Source organism: Shewanella sp. SG41-3 (assembly GCF_014164545.1).
Lineage (GTDB): Bacteria > Pseudomonadota > Gammaproteobacteria > Enterobacterales > Shewanellaceae > Shewanella > Shewanella vesiculosa.
On the sequence record NZ_JACJFJ010000004.1, the window covers coordinates 365,681 to 380,912 of the forward strand.

The following is a 15,232-nucleotide window of genomic DNA, read 5'->3' on the forward strand; positions in this document are numbered from 1 at the left end:
TATTCATATTTTAAGCTATTACTCAGTTATAGTTGCGGAAAATACTCTTTGTTCTTCCTCAATATAATCAGTTAACGACACCATCTCCATCACCCGTTGCTGGGTTTGATTGGCCGCCTTGCGCCACTTTTTATGCTTATCAGAGCGATCAACCTGGTGGTTAAAACGTACCACTAAATAATGGCCTTCATCTAAACCTAAACAATACATATCTGTCCGACTGCGTGAACGAGGATTTACTAATTGATAAAACACCCATTCGGTACCATTTACTTGTACCGTAGTAGCATCTGGAATTTTGGTGTAACCGCCGTTGTTTATAGCAGCTTCTAATTGAATAGCCATTACCTCATCTGAAAGAGTGGTATGTTTACTCATTTCTTGCCTTATTCTAGTGTTGCTACCTCGAGCTTTCTCACCAGGCTCAGGGTGATTATAATATTCATCATATTCTTGATTGAGCCATGTACCAAGCGCCTGATTATCGAGCGCATTAACACCATCAGGGGTCTTCTTTATTCTAAACACGCTGCTGAGCATGCCGTATTCACTGCTGGGGAAAATGCCGATAATGGGTAAATACATCCAAACTCGAGTATAGATATGCACATAAGTTTCATGGGTGTGAGTTTTTTGCTTCGTATTAAACCAATGCCTATTTCTATAAGGATAATTAACCTCTTTGGGTAACTGTCGAGCAACTATATTACTGATAGGAATAGTTATTTTTAACAGTTTGTCTTCTAAAATAAACCGCTCAGTGACGAGCTGAGTAAAATCAGCACCACCAACAAAGCCTTGCCACAAGCTCTTCAATAAACCCATTACGCCGTTTCTTGCCTAGATGAAGTTTGCAGAGCTGACGAAGTATCATTGGATAGTCGCGATTGTGGCTCATCTGCAACATAATCAGTTAATGACACCATCTCCATCACCCGTTGTTGGGTTTGATTGGCCGCCTTGCGCCATTTTTTGTGCTTATCAGATCGGTCAACACAATGACTAAAACGCACCACTAAATAATGACCTTCATCTAAACCTAAACAATACATATCTGTCCGACTGCGTGAGTTCGGTTTCACTAGTTGATAAAATACCCATTGAATATTATTAAAGCTGACTGTAGTGGGAGCAGGAATTTCAGGGTAACCACTACCATTTATATAAGCTTGCAACTGTGAAGCCATATGAGAAGTAGTTAGATCACCGTGTCTTTGTTGCATTTCAGCAATTAAAGCAGTATTCCTTCCTTTAGATTTATCTCCTGGTTCAGGGTGATTATAATATTCATCATATTCTTGATTAAGCCATTGACCTAATGCCAGATTATCAAGCGCATTCACTCCCTCAGGAGTTTTCTTAATCCGAAATACACAACCTAACATGCCATATTCACTGCTAGGAAAAATACCGATAATCGGTAAATACATCCAAACTCGAGTATAGATATGCACATAAGTTTCATGAGTATGAGTTTCTTGATTAGTGTGAAACCAATGGTTATTTTTATAAGGGTAATTGACTTCTTTAGTCGGCTTTCGAGCAACAACATTACTAATAGGAATAGCGACTTTGAGTAGTTTGTCTTCTAAAACAAACCGCTCAGTGACGATCTGAGTAAAATCAGCACCACCAACAAAGCCTTGCCACAAGCTCTTCAACAAACCCATTATGCCGTATCTTGCCTAGATGAAGTTTGCAGAGCTGACGAAGTATCATTGGATAGTCGCGATTGTGGCTCATCTGCAACATAATCAGTTAATGACACCATCTCCATCACTCGTTGTTGAGTTTTATCAGCAGCCTTGCGCCACTTTTTATGCTTATCAGAGCGATCAACACGATGACTAAAACGCACCACTAAATAATGGCCTTCATCTAAACCTAAACAATACATATCTGTCCGACTGCGTGAACGAGGATTTACTAATTGATAAAACACCCATTCAGTACCATTTATTCGTACCGTTCTAGCATCAGGAATAGACGGGTAACCACTACCACTGATACAAGCTTCCAGTTGCTCAGCCATTACCTCATCGGATAATGTCGTATGTTTACTCATTTTCGCTCTTAAATAAGTATTTCGCCCCTGCATTTTATCACCAACTTCAGGGTGATTATAATATTCATCATATTCTTGATTAAGCCATGAACCAAGCGCCTGGTTATCGAGCGCATTAATACCATCAGGGGTTTTTTTTATTCTAAACACACTGCTGAGCATGCCGTATTCACTGCTGGGTACAATGCCAATAATAGGTAAATACATCCACAACTCAGTATAAATATGTACATAGGTTTCGTGGGTGTGAGTTTCTTGTTTATGACTAAACCAGTAGTCGCTTCTATAAGGATAATTTACTTCTTTTGGGGGCTCTACCGTGGCAATATTGCTGACTGGCATAGTTATTTTTAACAGTTTATCTTCTAAAATAAACCGCTCAGTGACTAGCTGAGTAAAGTCAGCTCCGCCAACAAAGCCTTGCCACAATGTTTTTAGTAATTTATTCATAATGTTTTTTTTATTTTTTGTGCTTCTTGCATTAATTGCTCAGCTTTCTGAATATATTTTTTAACTTCTTTAGCGCGAACTTTTGAACCTAACGTCGATAATTGGGCATAATAGGTTTTTACTCCCAAAAAAGGCAGTGTATGTGGACTTGCCCCCGCAGAGCTAAACATTATCGAGGGGAAAAATTTAATTGAACGGGCAAAACTACTGGCTGATAGGTCATTTTTGCCGAATATATTTGGTACGATATCAAATGGGTTATTTCTTGGTTCATGGGTTTTTAACCCTACCAGTTTAGCGGCTTGTTGTATCTCTGCCACATTAGCACCACTTCCATGAATAGCTAATTCTTGACTAGTTAATAAGCCTTGATAATGAACTCGATAATAGCGTAATGCCGATAAGAAAATAATTGCCCCTTGGCTGTGGGCGACCCATTTGACTTTTTTACCCAATTGTTGATTTTGTTTCAATACAGCAGCCAAGTGCTGAGCATTGTGCGAAGTATTACTTTGACCTTTGTCAAAGGCACATTCATACACATCACGCACCGTCTTATCACTGGGGTTATGAAACAAGGTATAGGCTTTTATACTATCACTTTGATAGGCTGTGTCTAAATGGGTGCCCATCAACCACTGCGCCTTGGTTAATTCATTTAGCATACCATTAACCGCTGCATGTCCTGTATTCACTTGTGTTCTAGGCTCTGCACCACCCCATTCATTTTGCAATTTATCGATTTCATCTTTGGTTTTTACACCATCGTATTTTGCGCCAATACCAATTCTTTCAACTTGATACAACATAGTGCGCTCATCTGTATGACGATCTTTCTTACCATGTAACTGCTGATCAAATAATATATCGGTTATATGTACTTGGCTATTAGCGGCAATTTTATAATCAATAAAGTAATGATAATTACGAAATGGAATATCAGAGCGGCGCATATGCCTAAAGGGATTACGGCTTTGTTTAACTGACGAGGCTGCTGTTGGGTGCAGGCTGATAAATTGAATTTCTTTAATCACCTGCTGTTGGTCATAATCATTAAGGCTTTGCAGCATAACAAATGCTTGATAGGCAAATTCAACTTTTTGGTAATTAAAGTCAACCGGTAATCGAAGTCCATGCTCTAATGCTGTTTGATGGTCTAAGCCCATTAAACTATGAGGTGAACTCGGTTGTAGTGCACTTTTATTTGCGCCGCTGTTTTTCCATGTCATGCTAGTCATCCCTGATATATAAATTATATATCATAAAATGGATTGTCGATTTTATATATAGCTACAAATAACTGGTTTTATTATGGTAAGTAATACTTGATGATAATGAGTTAATAATAAGCTCATATATACCCATTTAGGTCAGACGTTATTCGTAGCATTGAAACTGTTTAAGGAGGCTTGCTCAAATAGCGCTAAGCCGATACATTGACTATTGATTTTTACCAACCAACACAATTAAATAAAGAGAATTCAACATGGCTGAAAAAATTATCATCGCAACCGACAAAGCTCCCCAAGCTATTGGTACTTATTCACAAGCAGTTAAAGTCGGCAGTACCGTTTATCTTTCAGGTCAGATTCCGTTAGACCCAAAAACCATGACCATGGTGAGCGATGATTTTGCAGAACAAGTTGTACAAGTGTTCGAAAATTTAACCGCGGTATGTGAAGCTGCTGGCGGAAAAATGAGTGACATCGTTAAGCTGAATATCTTCTTAACCGATTTATCTCATTTTGCCACGGTAAACGAAATTATGAGTCGTTACTTCCAACAACCTTATCCAGCTCGTGCCGCGATTGGCGTCAAAGAGTTACCAAAAGGGTCATTGGTTGAAATGGACGGAATCATGGAAATTTAGCGACAACCGTACAATTTTTTTAAAGGCACCTAGGGTGCCTTTTTTATTATCTGTGGGTTTTACACTGTAGAGTATTTACTCAACACCTATTGTTTCTTCAGTAAATTCTGCTAACGTGTTTGTTGTGTTACCTTGCACACATACTGTGCAATTGTTTGCGCCAGCGCACAAAAATGGCCATACTAAATTTATAGAGACCCACAATAACAATAAAGAACATGGAAGCGTCGATGGAAAATTTAATTAAAACTCCTGTTGAGATGTTGTCTCATTGGGTAGATACGCAAGGCGACAAAGTTTACCTTCGCCAGCCGATTGACGGTAAATATGTAGATTTCACCTGGCGTGAAGTTCAACAAAAAGTGCAACAACTTGCAGGTTCACTGCGCCATTTAGGTCTAGAGCGCGGTGATAAAGTTGCTGTACTGTCTAAGAACTGTGCCGAGTGGTTTATTGTCGATTTAGCATTAATGTACGGTGGTTATATTAGTGTGCCTGTTTATCCAACTGCTAATGCCGAAACGATTCGTTATATACTTGAGCACAGTGGTGCAAAAGCCATCTTTACTGGCAAGCTTGATCATTGGGCTGAACAAGAAGCTGCCGTGGGCGGTGAAATTCTCCGTTTAGCCATGCCATATGACACCATGCCTGCCCAATATCATTGGGAACAGCTATTGAAGCTGGGGCAACCTCTGGTTGACGAGCAGTTACCCACTGCAGATCAAGTCATGACGCTCATTTATACCTCAGGCTCAACCGGCAAACCTAAAGGCGCGATCCAAACCTTTACCAGTTATGGCTGGGCGTGTGAAGCCGTGATCCGTGATTTACAAGCAAACACGACTGACCGACTATTATCTTATTTACCATTAGCACACATTACCGAACGCGTAGCTATTGAAGGTTCATCATTCTATTCTGGGGCAACGGTTTCTTTTGTTGAAGGTCTCGACTCATTTGTTGATGACATTCAGCGTTGTCGTCCAACGATATTTTTCTCCGTACCGCGTTTATGGACGGTATTCCAACTCAATATCATCAACAAAATTGGTGAGAAAAAACTTAAAACCTTACTTAAACTGCCCATTATTAGCAGTATTGTTAAGCGTAAGATTAAAAAAGGTTTAGGGCTGGATCAATCACGCTTAAACGGCTCAGGCTCGGCGCCAATACCACCATCATTGCTTCAATGGTACAACGATATCGGCATTGATATTTGTGAAGCATGGGGGATGACTGAAAACTGTGCTTACTCTATAATCAACCATCCATTTAATGCCAAGAAAATTGGCACTGTCGGCCGTCCAGTTGAAGGATGCTTGGTGCGTCAAACTGAACAAGGTGAGTTGTTAGTTAAAAGTCCTGGCTTGATGAGCGGCTATTACTTACAAGACGAAGCCACCGCTGCCGCATTTACCGAAGATGGTTTTTTCCATACTGGCGATTTATGCGAAATTGATGCAGACGGTTATATCGATATTACTGGTCGAGTTAAAGACAACTTTAAAACCTCAAAAGGTAAATATGTCGCACCTGTCCCTATTGAACGTAAATTGGCTCAAGATTCACATATAGAGTTAATTTGTGTTATTGGTTCTGGCTTACCGCACCCAGTCGCATTAGTGCAGCTTTCAGAAGGCTCTAAATTGCAGCCTCGTGAGGAAGTAAGAACATCATTGAAAGAGACGCTCGACAGCATTAACCCGCATCTTGAGTCACATGAGCACGTTGATGCCATTATAATCGTCAATGATGACTGGACCATTGAGAACGATGTATTAACTCCAACGTTAAAAATTAAACGTCACGTACTGGAAAAAACATTCAGTGCCAAAGTAGACGGTGTGCGCGGTGCAAAAGTACGTTGGGAAGACGAATTGTAGTCATCCACTATCGATTATTTCGCCTCAAAAAATACACGCAATATGCGTGTATTTTTTTGACATATTCTGTCAATATACGCGCCATCAACTATGCAGAGTTTACATAGCGTTGCATACCCATTAATTAGGCAGAGACTCATGTTCATTGCGTTATATATTATCGGCGGTTTTATCATTTTAACCTTTGGCGCAGAAGCTCTTGTGCGCGGAGCCAGTGCTGTAGCGCTGCGTTTAGGTATTGCGCCGCTCATTATAGGCTTAACCATTGTGGCATTTGGTACTAGCGCCCCTGAATTAGCGGTGAGTGTAAAATCGGCATTAGCTGGTAATCCTGGGATTGCTTTAGGTAATGTTGTCGGTTCTAACATTGTTAATGTCGGTTTAATTTTAGCCATCACCGCCCTTATTCGCCCTATTACCGTGCAATCTCAAATGGTTAAGCGCGATATTCCTATTATGATTTGCGCGTCAGTACTAATGTGGTTTTTGCTGCTTGATGGTGAAGTCAGCTTTATCGACGGAGCCATCTTATTTGGTGCACTTGTTAGTTATTTAGTCTTTAGTTATGTCAGCGCCAAAAATAATCCAGAAGACGTTGATGTTAATACCAATCCACAACACCCAGGATTATCAATCGCATTAATTTTTGCTGGAATCGCAATGTTAGTCGGTGGTGGCATATTATTTGTTGATGGTGCTGTTGATTTAGCCAAGCAGTTTGGCATTAGTGAAGTCATCATTGGCTTAACTATTGTGGCTATTGGCACCAGTATGCCAGAACTCGTTACCTCGGTGATGGCGGCTCTTAAAGGTCAAAGTGACATTGCCATCGGTAACGTTGTTGGCTCTAATATTTTCAACGTACTCGGTATTTTAGGCGCAACAGCATTAATTCACCCAGTATCCGCTGCCGGATTTAACGAAGTTGATTTTATCGCCATGCTGATTTTTGCGTTTATGGTATTGCCGTTTGCTTGGAGCGGTTTACGTATTGGTCGTCGTGAAGGTGGAGTGTTATTAGCTGGTTACCTTGGCTACACCAGTTATTTAGTGATGCAAGTGGTTTAAGTTATCGACAATATTACTCATACTAAAGGCCGAATATTCATTCGGTCTTTTCATAACACTTTGTAAGCCTATACTCATATTTAATACGAGATCCTGACAATACATGACATTTGTCATCTTCAATTGATGACCTTTGTGTCTAAGAATAACCCAAGCCTATCGCCATACTACACCTATCCCAACAACATCTTGATTGGGGGAAACGTAAATGGAGATAACCATGAAAACCTTACTACTGATCACCAGCTTAACCTTAGTCAGCCAAGCTAGCTTTGCTAATATTAGCGATATTGATGCTGCTGCCAATACCATGAACATCAATGAACTCAGCCAATACAGTGAACAGGCTATTGATTATGAAAAAGCCTATGCTGATTATCGTCTAGCCATTACTGCCAACATAATGGGTCAACGTCAACTCGCTACAGATTCATTAAACGATGCTCAGCAAACACTAGAATCTCTTTTAGACCAAGACCCATCTGCAGACCCACAAGCGCTACTTGCTGCGGTATACGGAATGCAAATCTCGTTTGATAATAGCAAAGGTGCTGTATTAGGAATGAAAACGGCACAATTACTTCAACAAGCAAACGATCTGGAACCTAACAATCCGCGCGTCAGTTTAGTGCGAGCAATTAATGCATTTTATACCCCTAGCGTATTTGGTGGCGGACTCGACAAGTCGCAAACATTAGCAACCCAAGCAATTAGTCAATTTGAGCAGCCTTGTAATGAAATCTGTTGGGGACATGCAGAAGCCTATACTTGGCGCGGACTCGCTAAACAAGAACAAGGCGACTTAAAGGGTGCTTTACAAGATTGGCAAACCGCCATTGAAGTTGACCCTCAGTATGGTTGGGCAAGATATCTGTTAAACCAACAAACAGTAAAGCAGTAATCGACCAGTTTATTATTACTCGCATAGGTTTGAGTTAGCGCGCAGTTACTCTATGATTAACTGCGCTAGGAGGCACTATGACACTCGGTTTAACAATACCCAACGAAAAGAGTTATGAGCAAAAAACCGCTTGGGTTTACCTCATAAACTTAGGTTTTTACTTTATTCCATTGTATTTCATGCACGGTCAATGGTTAAACATTACGATCGCTATCTTATTATTAGTGCCATTTATTATCGGTTATTTCTGGGCTTATAACTGTAGCAAAGAGCGAGCCCTCAAACCTATTGGGTTAATGTTTGTCACAGCAATAGCCTCATCATTTGTTAGCAGTGGCGCCATATCACTGTTCAGTTTTTGCTGTTTCTTTATTGGTTTTTTCTACTCACTTCGTACTGCCATATTGAGTTTTATCGGACTGAGTATTTTGCTTTTAGTGATCGATATTAGCATGGATTACACAGGCTACTTTTTTACTTTTTATGGTATGGGAATTTGCTTAGGGGTGGGAGTGTTTGGGATAATTGAACAAAACCGCCAACGCATCAAACGCCAGCAACAACAATCAAAAGATGAAGTCGCCAATTTAGCTACCGCATTAGAACGCGAACGTATTGGCCGCGATTTACATGATGTGATGGGGCACCACTTAGCCGCCATCGCCTTAAAAGCTGAACTGGCAGACAAACTCATTGCCTCAGGTAAAATCGATTTAGCGCAGCAGCAAATTCATCAAGTGAGTGTGATAACTCGAGACTGTTTAAGCCAAATTCGCCACACGGTATCGGGCTATAAACATCAAGGCTTGACGCATACCTTAAACACCTTAGCCAATACGTTAAGAGATAACGCTATTGCTGTCAGCATAGAAGGCACATTCCCTAAACTCAGTGAACTCATGGAATCGCAAATCAGCTTGCTGTTAACTGAGTTGATTAATAACACCATAAAACACAGCCACGCAACACATTGCACCCTGCGTATTGAACAAAGCCTAAATTGCCTCAAACTCAACTTTATCGAGAATGTACCGGTTAAAACCATCACTAAAGGCAACGGATTAACCGGTATTCAAGAGCGAGTAACCTTGCTACATGGCACCATCGACTATCAATTAATTCCCCATTATAAAGTGAGTATCCAATTGCCACTAAGTGAGTCCGTTAGATGAAAATTCTATTAGCCGAAGATCAAGCCATGGTAAGAGGCGCCCTCGCCGCGTTACTCACATTAGGATGTGATAGCTTAAATGCAATAGAGATTGTCGAAGTCGAAGATGGCGATAAAGCGATGCAACAACTTAAAACCGATTCGTTTGACCTGCTACTTACCGACATTGAAATGCCTGGGAAATCAGGTTTAGAACTGAGCCTATGGTTGCAACAGCAACGCAGTCAGACCAAAGTGATTATTCTGACCACCTTTGGCCGAGCGGGTTATATCAAACGAGCATTAGAATACGGTGTCGGGGGCTTTTTATTAAAAGATGCACCTTCTGCTGACTTAATTAACGCGATTAAACAAGTCATGGCGGGTAAACGAGTCATCGATCCAGAATTGGCTTTCACCGCTATTGGTGAAATAGATCCTCTCAACGACAAAGAAAGGCGCGCATTGCGCCTAGCAAGCGAAGGCTTATCAACCAGCGATATTGCCAGTCAGTTGTTTATTGCAGAAGGTACAGTACGAAACTATTTGTCAGAAGCCATTAATAAACTCAATGCCAGTAACCGAATTGATGCCGCCAGAATTGCCAAGCAAAAGGGTTGGTTGTAATTAGTGGCTTAATATTGCCTTGTATGCAAAGTCTGCTAAGATACCTTAAACATCTGTATATAATTACAGTGATTTGAGATTGATAGCTTGAAATCACTATAATTTTTACATCTTTGGTAATCAATTTAGGTGAGCACAATTTGCTACGACTGGATCTTGTTCCGATCACCGACCTTAAAGGCGTTGCTAAAAAGGTTGCGGAAAAACTGGCTAAGTTAGGTATTAAAACAGTACAAGATGTGCTGTTTCATTTACCGCTGCGTTATGAAGACCGTACGCAAATCCATGCTATTGCCGCATTACCTCCTGGCAGTTATGGCACCATAGAAGCAGAAATTCAGTCGACTCAAATCATGCAAGGTCGGCGGCGCATGTTAGTGTGTAATGTCCGTGACCACAGCGGAATGATGAGCCTGCGATTTTTTAATTTCTCTATGGCGCAACGTAATGCCATGGAAAATGGCGCCAGCATTCGGGCTTACGGTGAAATACGCCGTGGCAATCATCATAAAGAAATTGTTCACCCCGAATATCAAATTATTCATCCTGGTGAATCTGTCACATTAAGCGACACCCTAACGCCGATTTACCCGACGACTGAAGGGGTAAAGCAAGCCAGTTGGATCAAATTAACACAACAAGCCTTGGCGATGTTGGATCAAGGTGGATTACCTGAGTTGCTGCCCAGTGCATTACAGCCAAACAATATTAGCCTGCGTGATGCATTGCATATTTTACATCGCCCCCATAGCTCAGTATCACCTTTTGAATTAGAACAAGGTCAACATCCTGCCCAACAAAGATTAATCCAAGAAGAACTGCTGGCACATAATCTGAGCATGTTGCAACTACGCCAACGCAGTAACCAAGATGCCGCGGTGCCAATGCCAGCGACAGGTCAGTTACTAACGCCTTTTCTAGCGCAACTGCCTTTTAAACCCACTGGAGCTCAACAGCGGGTTGTCGCCGAAATCAGCCAAGATATTCAACATCCAACGCCGATGATGCGTTTAGTTCAAGGCGACGTGGGTTCAGGTAAAACCTTGGTGGCGGCACTGGCGGCATTACAGGCAATTGAAAACGGTTACCAAGTGGCCATGATGGCACCGACTGAATTACTCGCCGAACAACATGCCAGCAACTTTGCAGCATGGTTTGAACCACTTGGGCTAAAAGTCGGCTGGCTGGCGGGTAAATTAAAAGGCAAAGCTAGGGTTCAATCACTTGAAGATATCGCTTCTGGCGCTGCACAAATGGTTATTGGAACTCATGCGATATTTCAACAAGCGGTGGTGTTTAATAAACTGGCGCTGATTATTATTGATGAGCAGCATCGTTTTGGTGTGCATCAACGCCTAGACTTACGAGAAAAAGGTGTCAGCCAAGGCTTCCATCCACACCAGCTTATAATGACTGCTACGCCAATTCCGCGTACCTTAGCCATGACCGCTTATGCCGATCTTGATACCTCGACCATTGATGAACTGCCTCCAGGACGAACTCCCGTAACCACAGTAGCCCTTGCCGACAGTCGCCGAGAGCAAGTGATTGAACGTGTAAAACAAGCAGCATTAAACGATAATCGCCAAGCTTATTGGGTCTGTACCTTAATTGAAGAGTCTGAAGTACTTGAATGCCAAGCGGCTGAAGACACCGCCACAGAACTCGCCATAGCGTTACCAGAACTGAAAATAGGCTTGATCCATGGAAGAATGAAAAGCGCTGAAAAACAACATATCATGGCGCAATTTAAAGCGGGTGAATTGAACTTACTCGTCGCCACTACCGTCATAGAAGTTGGCGTTGATGTGCCTAATGCCAGTTTAATGATTATCGAAAACCCTGAACGCTTAGGCCTAGCGCAGTTACACCAATTAAGAGGTCGAGTCGGCCGTGGGGCTGTAGCTAGCCATTGTGTATTACTTTACAAAGCCCCGTTATCACAAACGGCCACCAAACGTTTAGGCGTACTCAGAGACAGTAATGATGGTTTTGTTATTGCTCAAAAAGACTTAGAAATTAGAGGTCCAGGCGAAGTGCTTGGCACCAAACAAACCGGTTTGGCAGATCTTAAAATTGCTGATCTGATTCGTGATCAACACTTAATTGCACCAACTCAAAAATTAGCATCTCATGTTTACCAGCAAGTGCCACAAAACGTAGATGCTATCATTCATCGCTGGATCGGTGATAGACAACAATATGTCCAAGCGTAATATAGATCATAATATATTGTTCATTATCATCAGTTATCACTAGACAAGTGGGCCGAATATTGCAAAATGGTACATAAATTGTGTTTGTTATCTAGTCAGCTAGTGGGGATCACCTTACTGCAAGCAAAGCGAAAGCTTTAACGCAGTGAAAGCGATTTGAAATCAGTCCTCCGCAACTGTTTAGTTATTGAATGTAATTAGTATCATGCAGAATTTTTCGACTCCATCTAGATCTTTGTATCGATTAGCTATAACGCCAAGGAATTGAAATGCAAGTTAATGAAGAAGATAGAATTACCCCACAAGCCACGGAAAAAACTGGCTCTAACATGCTATTAATCGCTATAGCCGTTATCGCGCTATTAGGCGCCAGCAGTTACTTCTATTTTACGAGTGATGATACCGAAGAATTAGAACCGGTTGTCATGACACCAGTTGAACTGCCAGAATCAGTACCAGAGGTGCCAATAGAACAAGCGCCGATTGAAGAACCGCAAAACGTTAGCACTGTTGATGATATGGTTCCCGCTGGAGAATCTGAATCGTCTGCTGCAGTGGCAGAGCCTCTGCCAGTATTAGCTGAATCTGATGATTTTGTTGAAGCAAAAACATTAGCCATTGCCAACGGTATGAAAATTGCGCCGATGATCTTGAAAAAGGACATAGCTCGCCAATTTGTGGTGTTTGTTGATAACCTAGCCCAAGGTGATATCGTGCATAAAGCAAGCCCGTTAAAAGGCCCTGATACCCAATTTACTGTGAGCGAGATAACCAATAAAACCTATCTTAATCCAGATGGATATCATCGATATGATTTGTATGCGAATTTCATCGAAGGCTTGAACGATAAAGATTTAGTCGCTACTTACATTGAATTAAAACCACTCTTTGCTGAAGCGTTTACTGAACTCGGTTACAGTGATATTGATTTTGATAAGCGTATGCAGCAAGCTTTTAGCATGGTTGCTAGCGCCCCGATTATTGAAGACCCTATTGAGCTTTCATCAATCAGTGTGAACTATAAATACGTTGATCCTAACCTTGAAGCGTTGCCCAGTGCACAAAAACTGTTGATCCGTATGGGACCTGACAATACTCGTAAAATTAAAGCTGCGGTCAAAAAGCTACAACAAAGTTTTCCAAACAAATAAGCTTATATCGACGAGTAACCCTAGCAGATTAAGCTATCAAAAATGAACGCGACATATGTCGCGTTTTTTATTGAGCCATCACCTTAGCTAATCCCCCTCCACTATTAGGCTTTTTAGTTTGCATGACTTCTTATCTACATTAACTTCAGTGTACAATCGCTAAGGTTAACTAATCTTTATTATTTAAATGATTATTAACTGTTAAATAAGGATAGCTTGGCAGTTATAGAGGGAAAGTCATGCAGTTAGTATTTGAGCTTCTATCATGGGGGGCATGGTCACCAAACTTTCAAACCACAGAAAGTTGGCTACAATGGCAACAGCCAAATGGCAACTTGACGCCTAAGCCCGACTCGCCAGCTTTAAAGCACATTCCGGCCATGCAACGTCGTCGTTTTAGTCGTTTAACTAAAATGATGCTAACAGCAGCTCACCAATGCCAGCCAGAAGAGCATTGTCGGAGCATTTTCTCATCTCGTCATGGCGAGCTCACGAGAACATTAGGCTTACTTAATGACATTACCCAGCAGCAAGCTTTATCGCCAATGGCTTTTAGCCAGTCGGTGCATAATACTGCCAGTGGTATTTTTGGCATTGTAAATAATAACACTACAGCCTCTACATCCATTGCTGCTGGTGAACAAACCCTTTCTCAAGCACTTATTGAAGCCTATGCCCAATTAGCACAATCTCCAGAGCCCTTATTAGTCATTTTTGGTGACGATCCTGTGCCACCGATATACAGCGAATTTACTCACGAAGTCGAACTGCCCCTCGCCTTGGGGTTGTATCTTGCACCAAAAGATCACATAGGTTACCACGTTGAAAAACAGGCGCCTCAACGGACAACACTGAGCTTGTCTGATTATCCACTGGATGTCGCTAATCCACAGGGACAAAAAAATATAAGTTTAAGCGAGTTAATCCACCATATTGTTAGCGCAAAAAATATTCAAGGTAAATTGTGCCATTGGTATTGGTCGCTTGAACACCATGACTGATCAACACAAGATGCCACATGCTGATGCTATTGAGTCAACAAAAACACCCGCACCGAAACTCAGCGGAGTGCGATATATTCCTCGCTGGTTAGCTGGAGTTGGCTGCTATATTACCTTTGGTTTAGGTGGCCTATTGTGTTCATTAACTATTTTACCTCTATTACAACTTTGGCCCACAAAACCAGAACTGCGAGTTGCAAGAGTGCAACGATTAGTCAGCTGGATGTTTAGAATATTTGTCGCCATGCTTAGTTTTGCTGGGGTGATTGCTGTGAGTACTAAGAATATCGAAGCACTGCAACACGCTAAAAGGAAAATTGTTATCGCTAATCACCCCACATTAGTGGATGTGGTGGTATTAATTAGCTTGATGCCTAATGCGGGCTGTATTGTCAAACAAGGTTTATGGCGTAATCCATTCTTTCGCGGCGTACTCGCCAGTGTAGGGTATATTCCCAATCGCGAAGTCAATTGGCTCCTGCACGACTGCTTGCAGGTATTAAATCGTGATACTAACTTAATTATTTTTCCAGAAGGTACCCGAACATTAACTGGTAATATCGTTAACTCATTTGCTCGTGGCGCCGCCAATATTGCGCTTCGCACCCAAACAGATATTTTACCTGTAGTATTAAGAACCGATGTTGCCGGCTTAACCAAACAACAACCTTGGTACCAAATACCGCGACAAACCATCAATATGTCAGTAGAAATTGGCACAAGCATCCCATACCTGCGGTATGATGCTCAACAGGGTAATGAAGCCAAAATGGCTCGACAGCTGACGCGCGACTTACAGCAGTTTTACATTGATACACTTAAACAACCTATCAAGTCCAATTGATAG

General features: G+C 41.6%; 14 protein-coding genes. 10 read left to right on the forward strand and 4 right to left on the reverse strand.

Going from position 1 to position 15,232, the window contains the following annotated elements; genetic code table 11:
• Positions 1–18: 18 nt before the first annotated feature.
• Genes H5164_RS09980 through H5164_RS09995 form a run of 4 tightly spaced genes read right to left on the reverse strand, consistent with a single transcriptional unit; the run spans position 19 to position 3,744 of the window.
• Positions 19–825 carry a hypothetical protein gene (locus tag H5164_RS09980; protein WP_182755887.1) on the reverse strand — a complete coding sequence of 269 codons (807 nt, stop codon included), beginning with the start codon at positions 823–825 and terminating at the stop codon, positions 19–21.
• The gene (locus H5164_RS09985) at positions 825–1,670 is read right to left on the reverse strand and encodes a hypothetical protein (protein WP_182755889.1); all 846 of its coding nucleotides are present in this window, start codon (positions 1,668–1,670) and stop codon (positions 825–827) included. Before H5164_RS09985 ends, H5164_RS09980 begins: the two co-directional genes overlap by 1 nt.
• A complete protein-coding gene (locus H5164_RS09990; RefSeq protein WP_182755891.1) occupies positions 1,670–2,515 on the reverse strand; it encodes a hypothetical protein in 846 nt (281 codons plus the stop codon). Before H5164_RS09990 ends, H5164_RS09985 begins: the two co-directional genes overlap by 1 nt.
• Positions 2,512–3,744, reverse strand: a complete 1,233-nt coding sequence (locus H5164_RS09995) for a hypothetical protein (RefSeq protein ID WP_182755893.1) — start codon at positions 3,742–3,744, stop codon at positions 2,512–2,514. The genes H5164_RS09990 and H5164_RS09995 overlap by 4 nt, the downstream gene beginning before the upstream one ends.
• A gap of 257 nt (positions 3,745–4,001) precedes the next feature.
• Between H5164_RS09995 and H5164_RS10000 the strand changes: the two genes are divergently transcribed.
• From H5164_RS10000 to H5164_RS10045, 10 genes are all read left to right on the forward strand, one after another.
• Complete coding sequence (locus H5164_RS10000) at positions 4,002–4,385, forward strand: RidA family protein (RefSeq protein WP_182697748.1); 384 nt, start codon at positions 4,002–4,004, stop codon at positions 4,383–4,385.
• 230 nt (positions 4,386–4,615) lie between these two features.
• Positions 4,616–6,271 carry an AMP-binding protein gene (locus tag H5164_RS10005; protein ID WP_182697747.1) on the forward strand — a complete coding sequence of 552 codons (1,656 nt, stop codon included), beginning with the start codon at positions 4,616–4,618 and terminating at the stop codon, positions 6,269–6,271.
• A gap of 138 nt (positions 6,272–6,409) precedes the next feature.
• A complete protein-coding gene (locus H5164_RS10010; RefSeq protein WP_182755895.1) occupies positions 6,410–7,339 on the forward strand; it encodes a calcium/sodium antiporter in 930 nt (309 codons plus the stop codon).
• Between the two features lie 220 nt (positions 7,340–7,559).
• On the forward strand, positions 7,560–8,240 hold the full coding sequence (locus tag H5164_RS10015) for a tetratricopeptide repeat protein (protein WP_182697745.1): 681 nt from the start codon (positions 7,560–7,562) through the stop codon (positions 8,238–8,240).
• 77 nt (positions 8,241–8,317) lie between these two features.
• Positions 8,318–9,412: a sensor histidine kinase gene (locus tag H5164_RS10020; protein WP_182755897.1), complete on the forward strand. Its 1,095-nt coding sequence runs from the start codon at positions 8,318–8,320 to the stop codon at positions 9,410–9,412.
• On the forward strand, positions 9,409–10,017 hold the full coding sequence (locus tag H5164_RS10025) for a response regulator transcription factor (protein ID WP_182697743.1): 609 nt from the start codon (positions 9,409–9,411) through the stop codon (positions 10,015–10,017). The genes H5164_RS10020 and H5164_RS10025 overlap by 4 nt, the downstream gene beginning before the upstream one ends.
• Positions 10,018–10,157: 140 nt before the next feature.
• Entirely contained in the window at positions 10,158–12,233 is a 2,076-nt protein-coding gene (gene recG, locus H5164_RS10030; protein WP_182723088.1) for an ATP-dependent DNA helicase RecG, read from the forward strand.
• Between the two features lie 269 nt (positions 12,234–12,502).
• Entirely contained in the window at positions 12,503–13,384 is an 882-nt protein-coding gene (locus tag H5164_RS10035) for a DUF3014 domain-containing protein (protein WP_182697741.1), read from the forward strand.
• Between the two features lie 239 nt (positions 13,385–13,623).
• The gene (locus tag H5164_RS10040; protein WP_182755899.1) at positions 13,624–14,385 is read left to right on the forward strand and encodes a beta-ketoacyl synthase chain length factor; all 762 of its coding nucleotides are present in this window, start codon (positions 13,624–13,626) and stop codon (positions 14,383–14,385) included.
• Positions 14,378–15,229, forward strand: a complete 852-nt coding sequence (locus H5164_RS10045; RefSeq protein ID WP_182755901.1) for a lysophospholipid acyltransferase family protein — start codon at positions 14,378–14,380, stop codon at positions 15,227–15,229. Before H5164_RS10040 ends, H5164_RS10045 begins: the two co-directional genes overlap by 8 nt.
• Positions 15,230–15,232 lie beyond the last annotated feature (3 nt).

Excerpts from the sequence above, each read along its gene's own strand:
- H5164_RS10040 (WP_182755899.1), top strand. The coding sequence starts at position 13,624 with ATGCAGTTAGTATTTGAGCTTCTATCATGGGGGGCATGGTCACCAAAC.
- H5164_RS10035 (WP_182697741.1), top strand. The coding sequence starts at position 12,503 with ATGCAAGTTAATGAAGAAGATAGAATTACCCCACAAGCCACGGAAAAA.
- H5164_RS09980 (WP_182755887.1), bottom strand. The coding sequence starts at position 825 with ATGGGTTTATTGAAGAGCTTGTGGCAAGGCTTTGTTGGTGGTGCTGAT.
- H5164_RS09995 (WP_182755893.1), bottom strand. The coding sequence starts at position 3,744 with ATGACATGGAAAAACAGCGGCGCAAATAAAAGTGCACTACAACCGAGT.
- H5164_RS10010 (WP_182755895.1), top strand. The coding sequence starts at position 6,410 with ATGTTCATTGCGTTATATATTATCGGCGGTTTTATCATTTTAACCTTT.
- H5164_RS10005 (WP_182697747.1), top strand. The coding sequence starts at position 4,616 with ATGGAAAATTTAATTAAAACTCCTGTTGAGATGTTGTCTCATTGGGTA.
- H5164_RS09990 (WP_182755891.1), bottom strand. The coding sequence starts at position 2,515 with ATGAATAAATTACTAAAAACATTGTGGCAAGGCTTTGTTGGCGGAGCT.
- H5164_RS10000 (WP_182697748.1), top strand. The coding sequence starts at position 4,002 with ATGGCTGAAAAAATTATCATCGCAACCGACAAAGCTCCCCAAGCTATT.
- H5164_RS09985 (WP_182755889.1), bottom strand. The coding sequence starts at position 1,670 with ATGGGTTTGTTGAAGAGCTTGTGGCAAGGCTTTGTTGGTGGTGCTGAT.
- H5164_RS10045 (WP_182755901.1), top strand. The coding sequence starts at position 14,378 with ATGACTGATCAACACAAGATGCCACATGCTGATGCTATTGAGTCAACA.
- H5164_RS10015 (WP_182697745.1), top strand. The coding sequence starts at position 7,560 with ATGAAAACCTTACTACTGATCACCAGCTTAACCTTAGTCAGCCAAGCT.
- H5164_RS10020 (WP_182755897.1), top strand. The coding sequence starts at position 8,318 with ATGACACTCGGTTTAACAATACCCAACGAAAAGAGTTATGAGCAAAAA.
- H5164_RS10025 (WP_182697743.1), top strand. The coding sequence starts at position 9,409 with ATGAAAATTCTATTAGCCGAAGATCAAGCCATGGTAAGAGGCGCCCTC.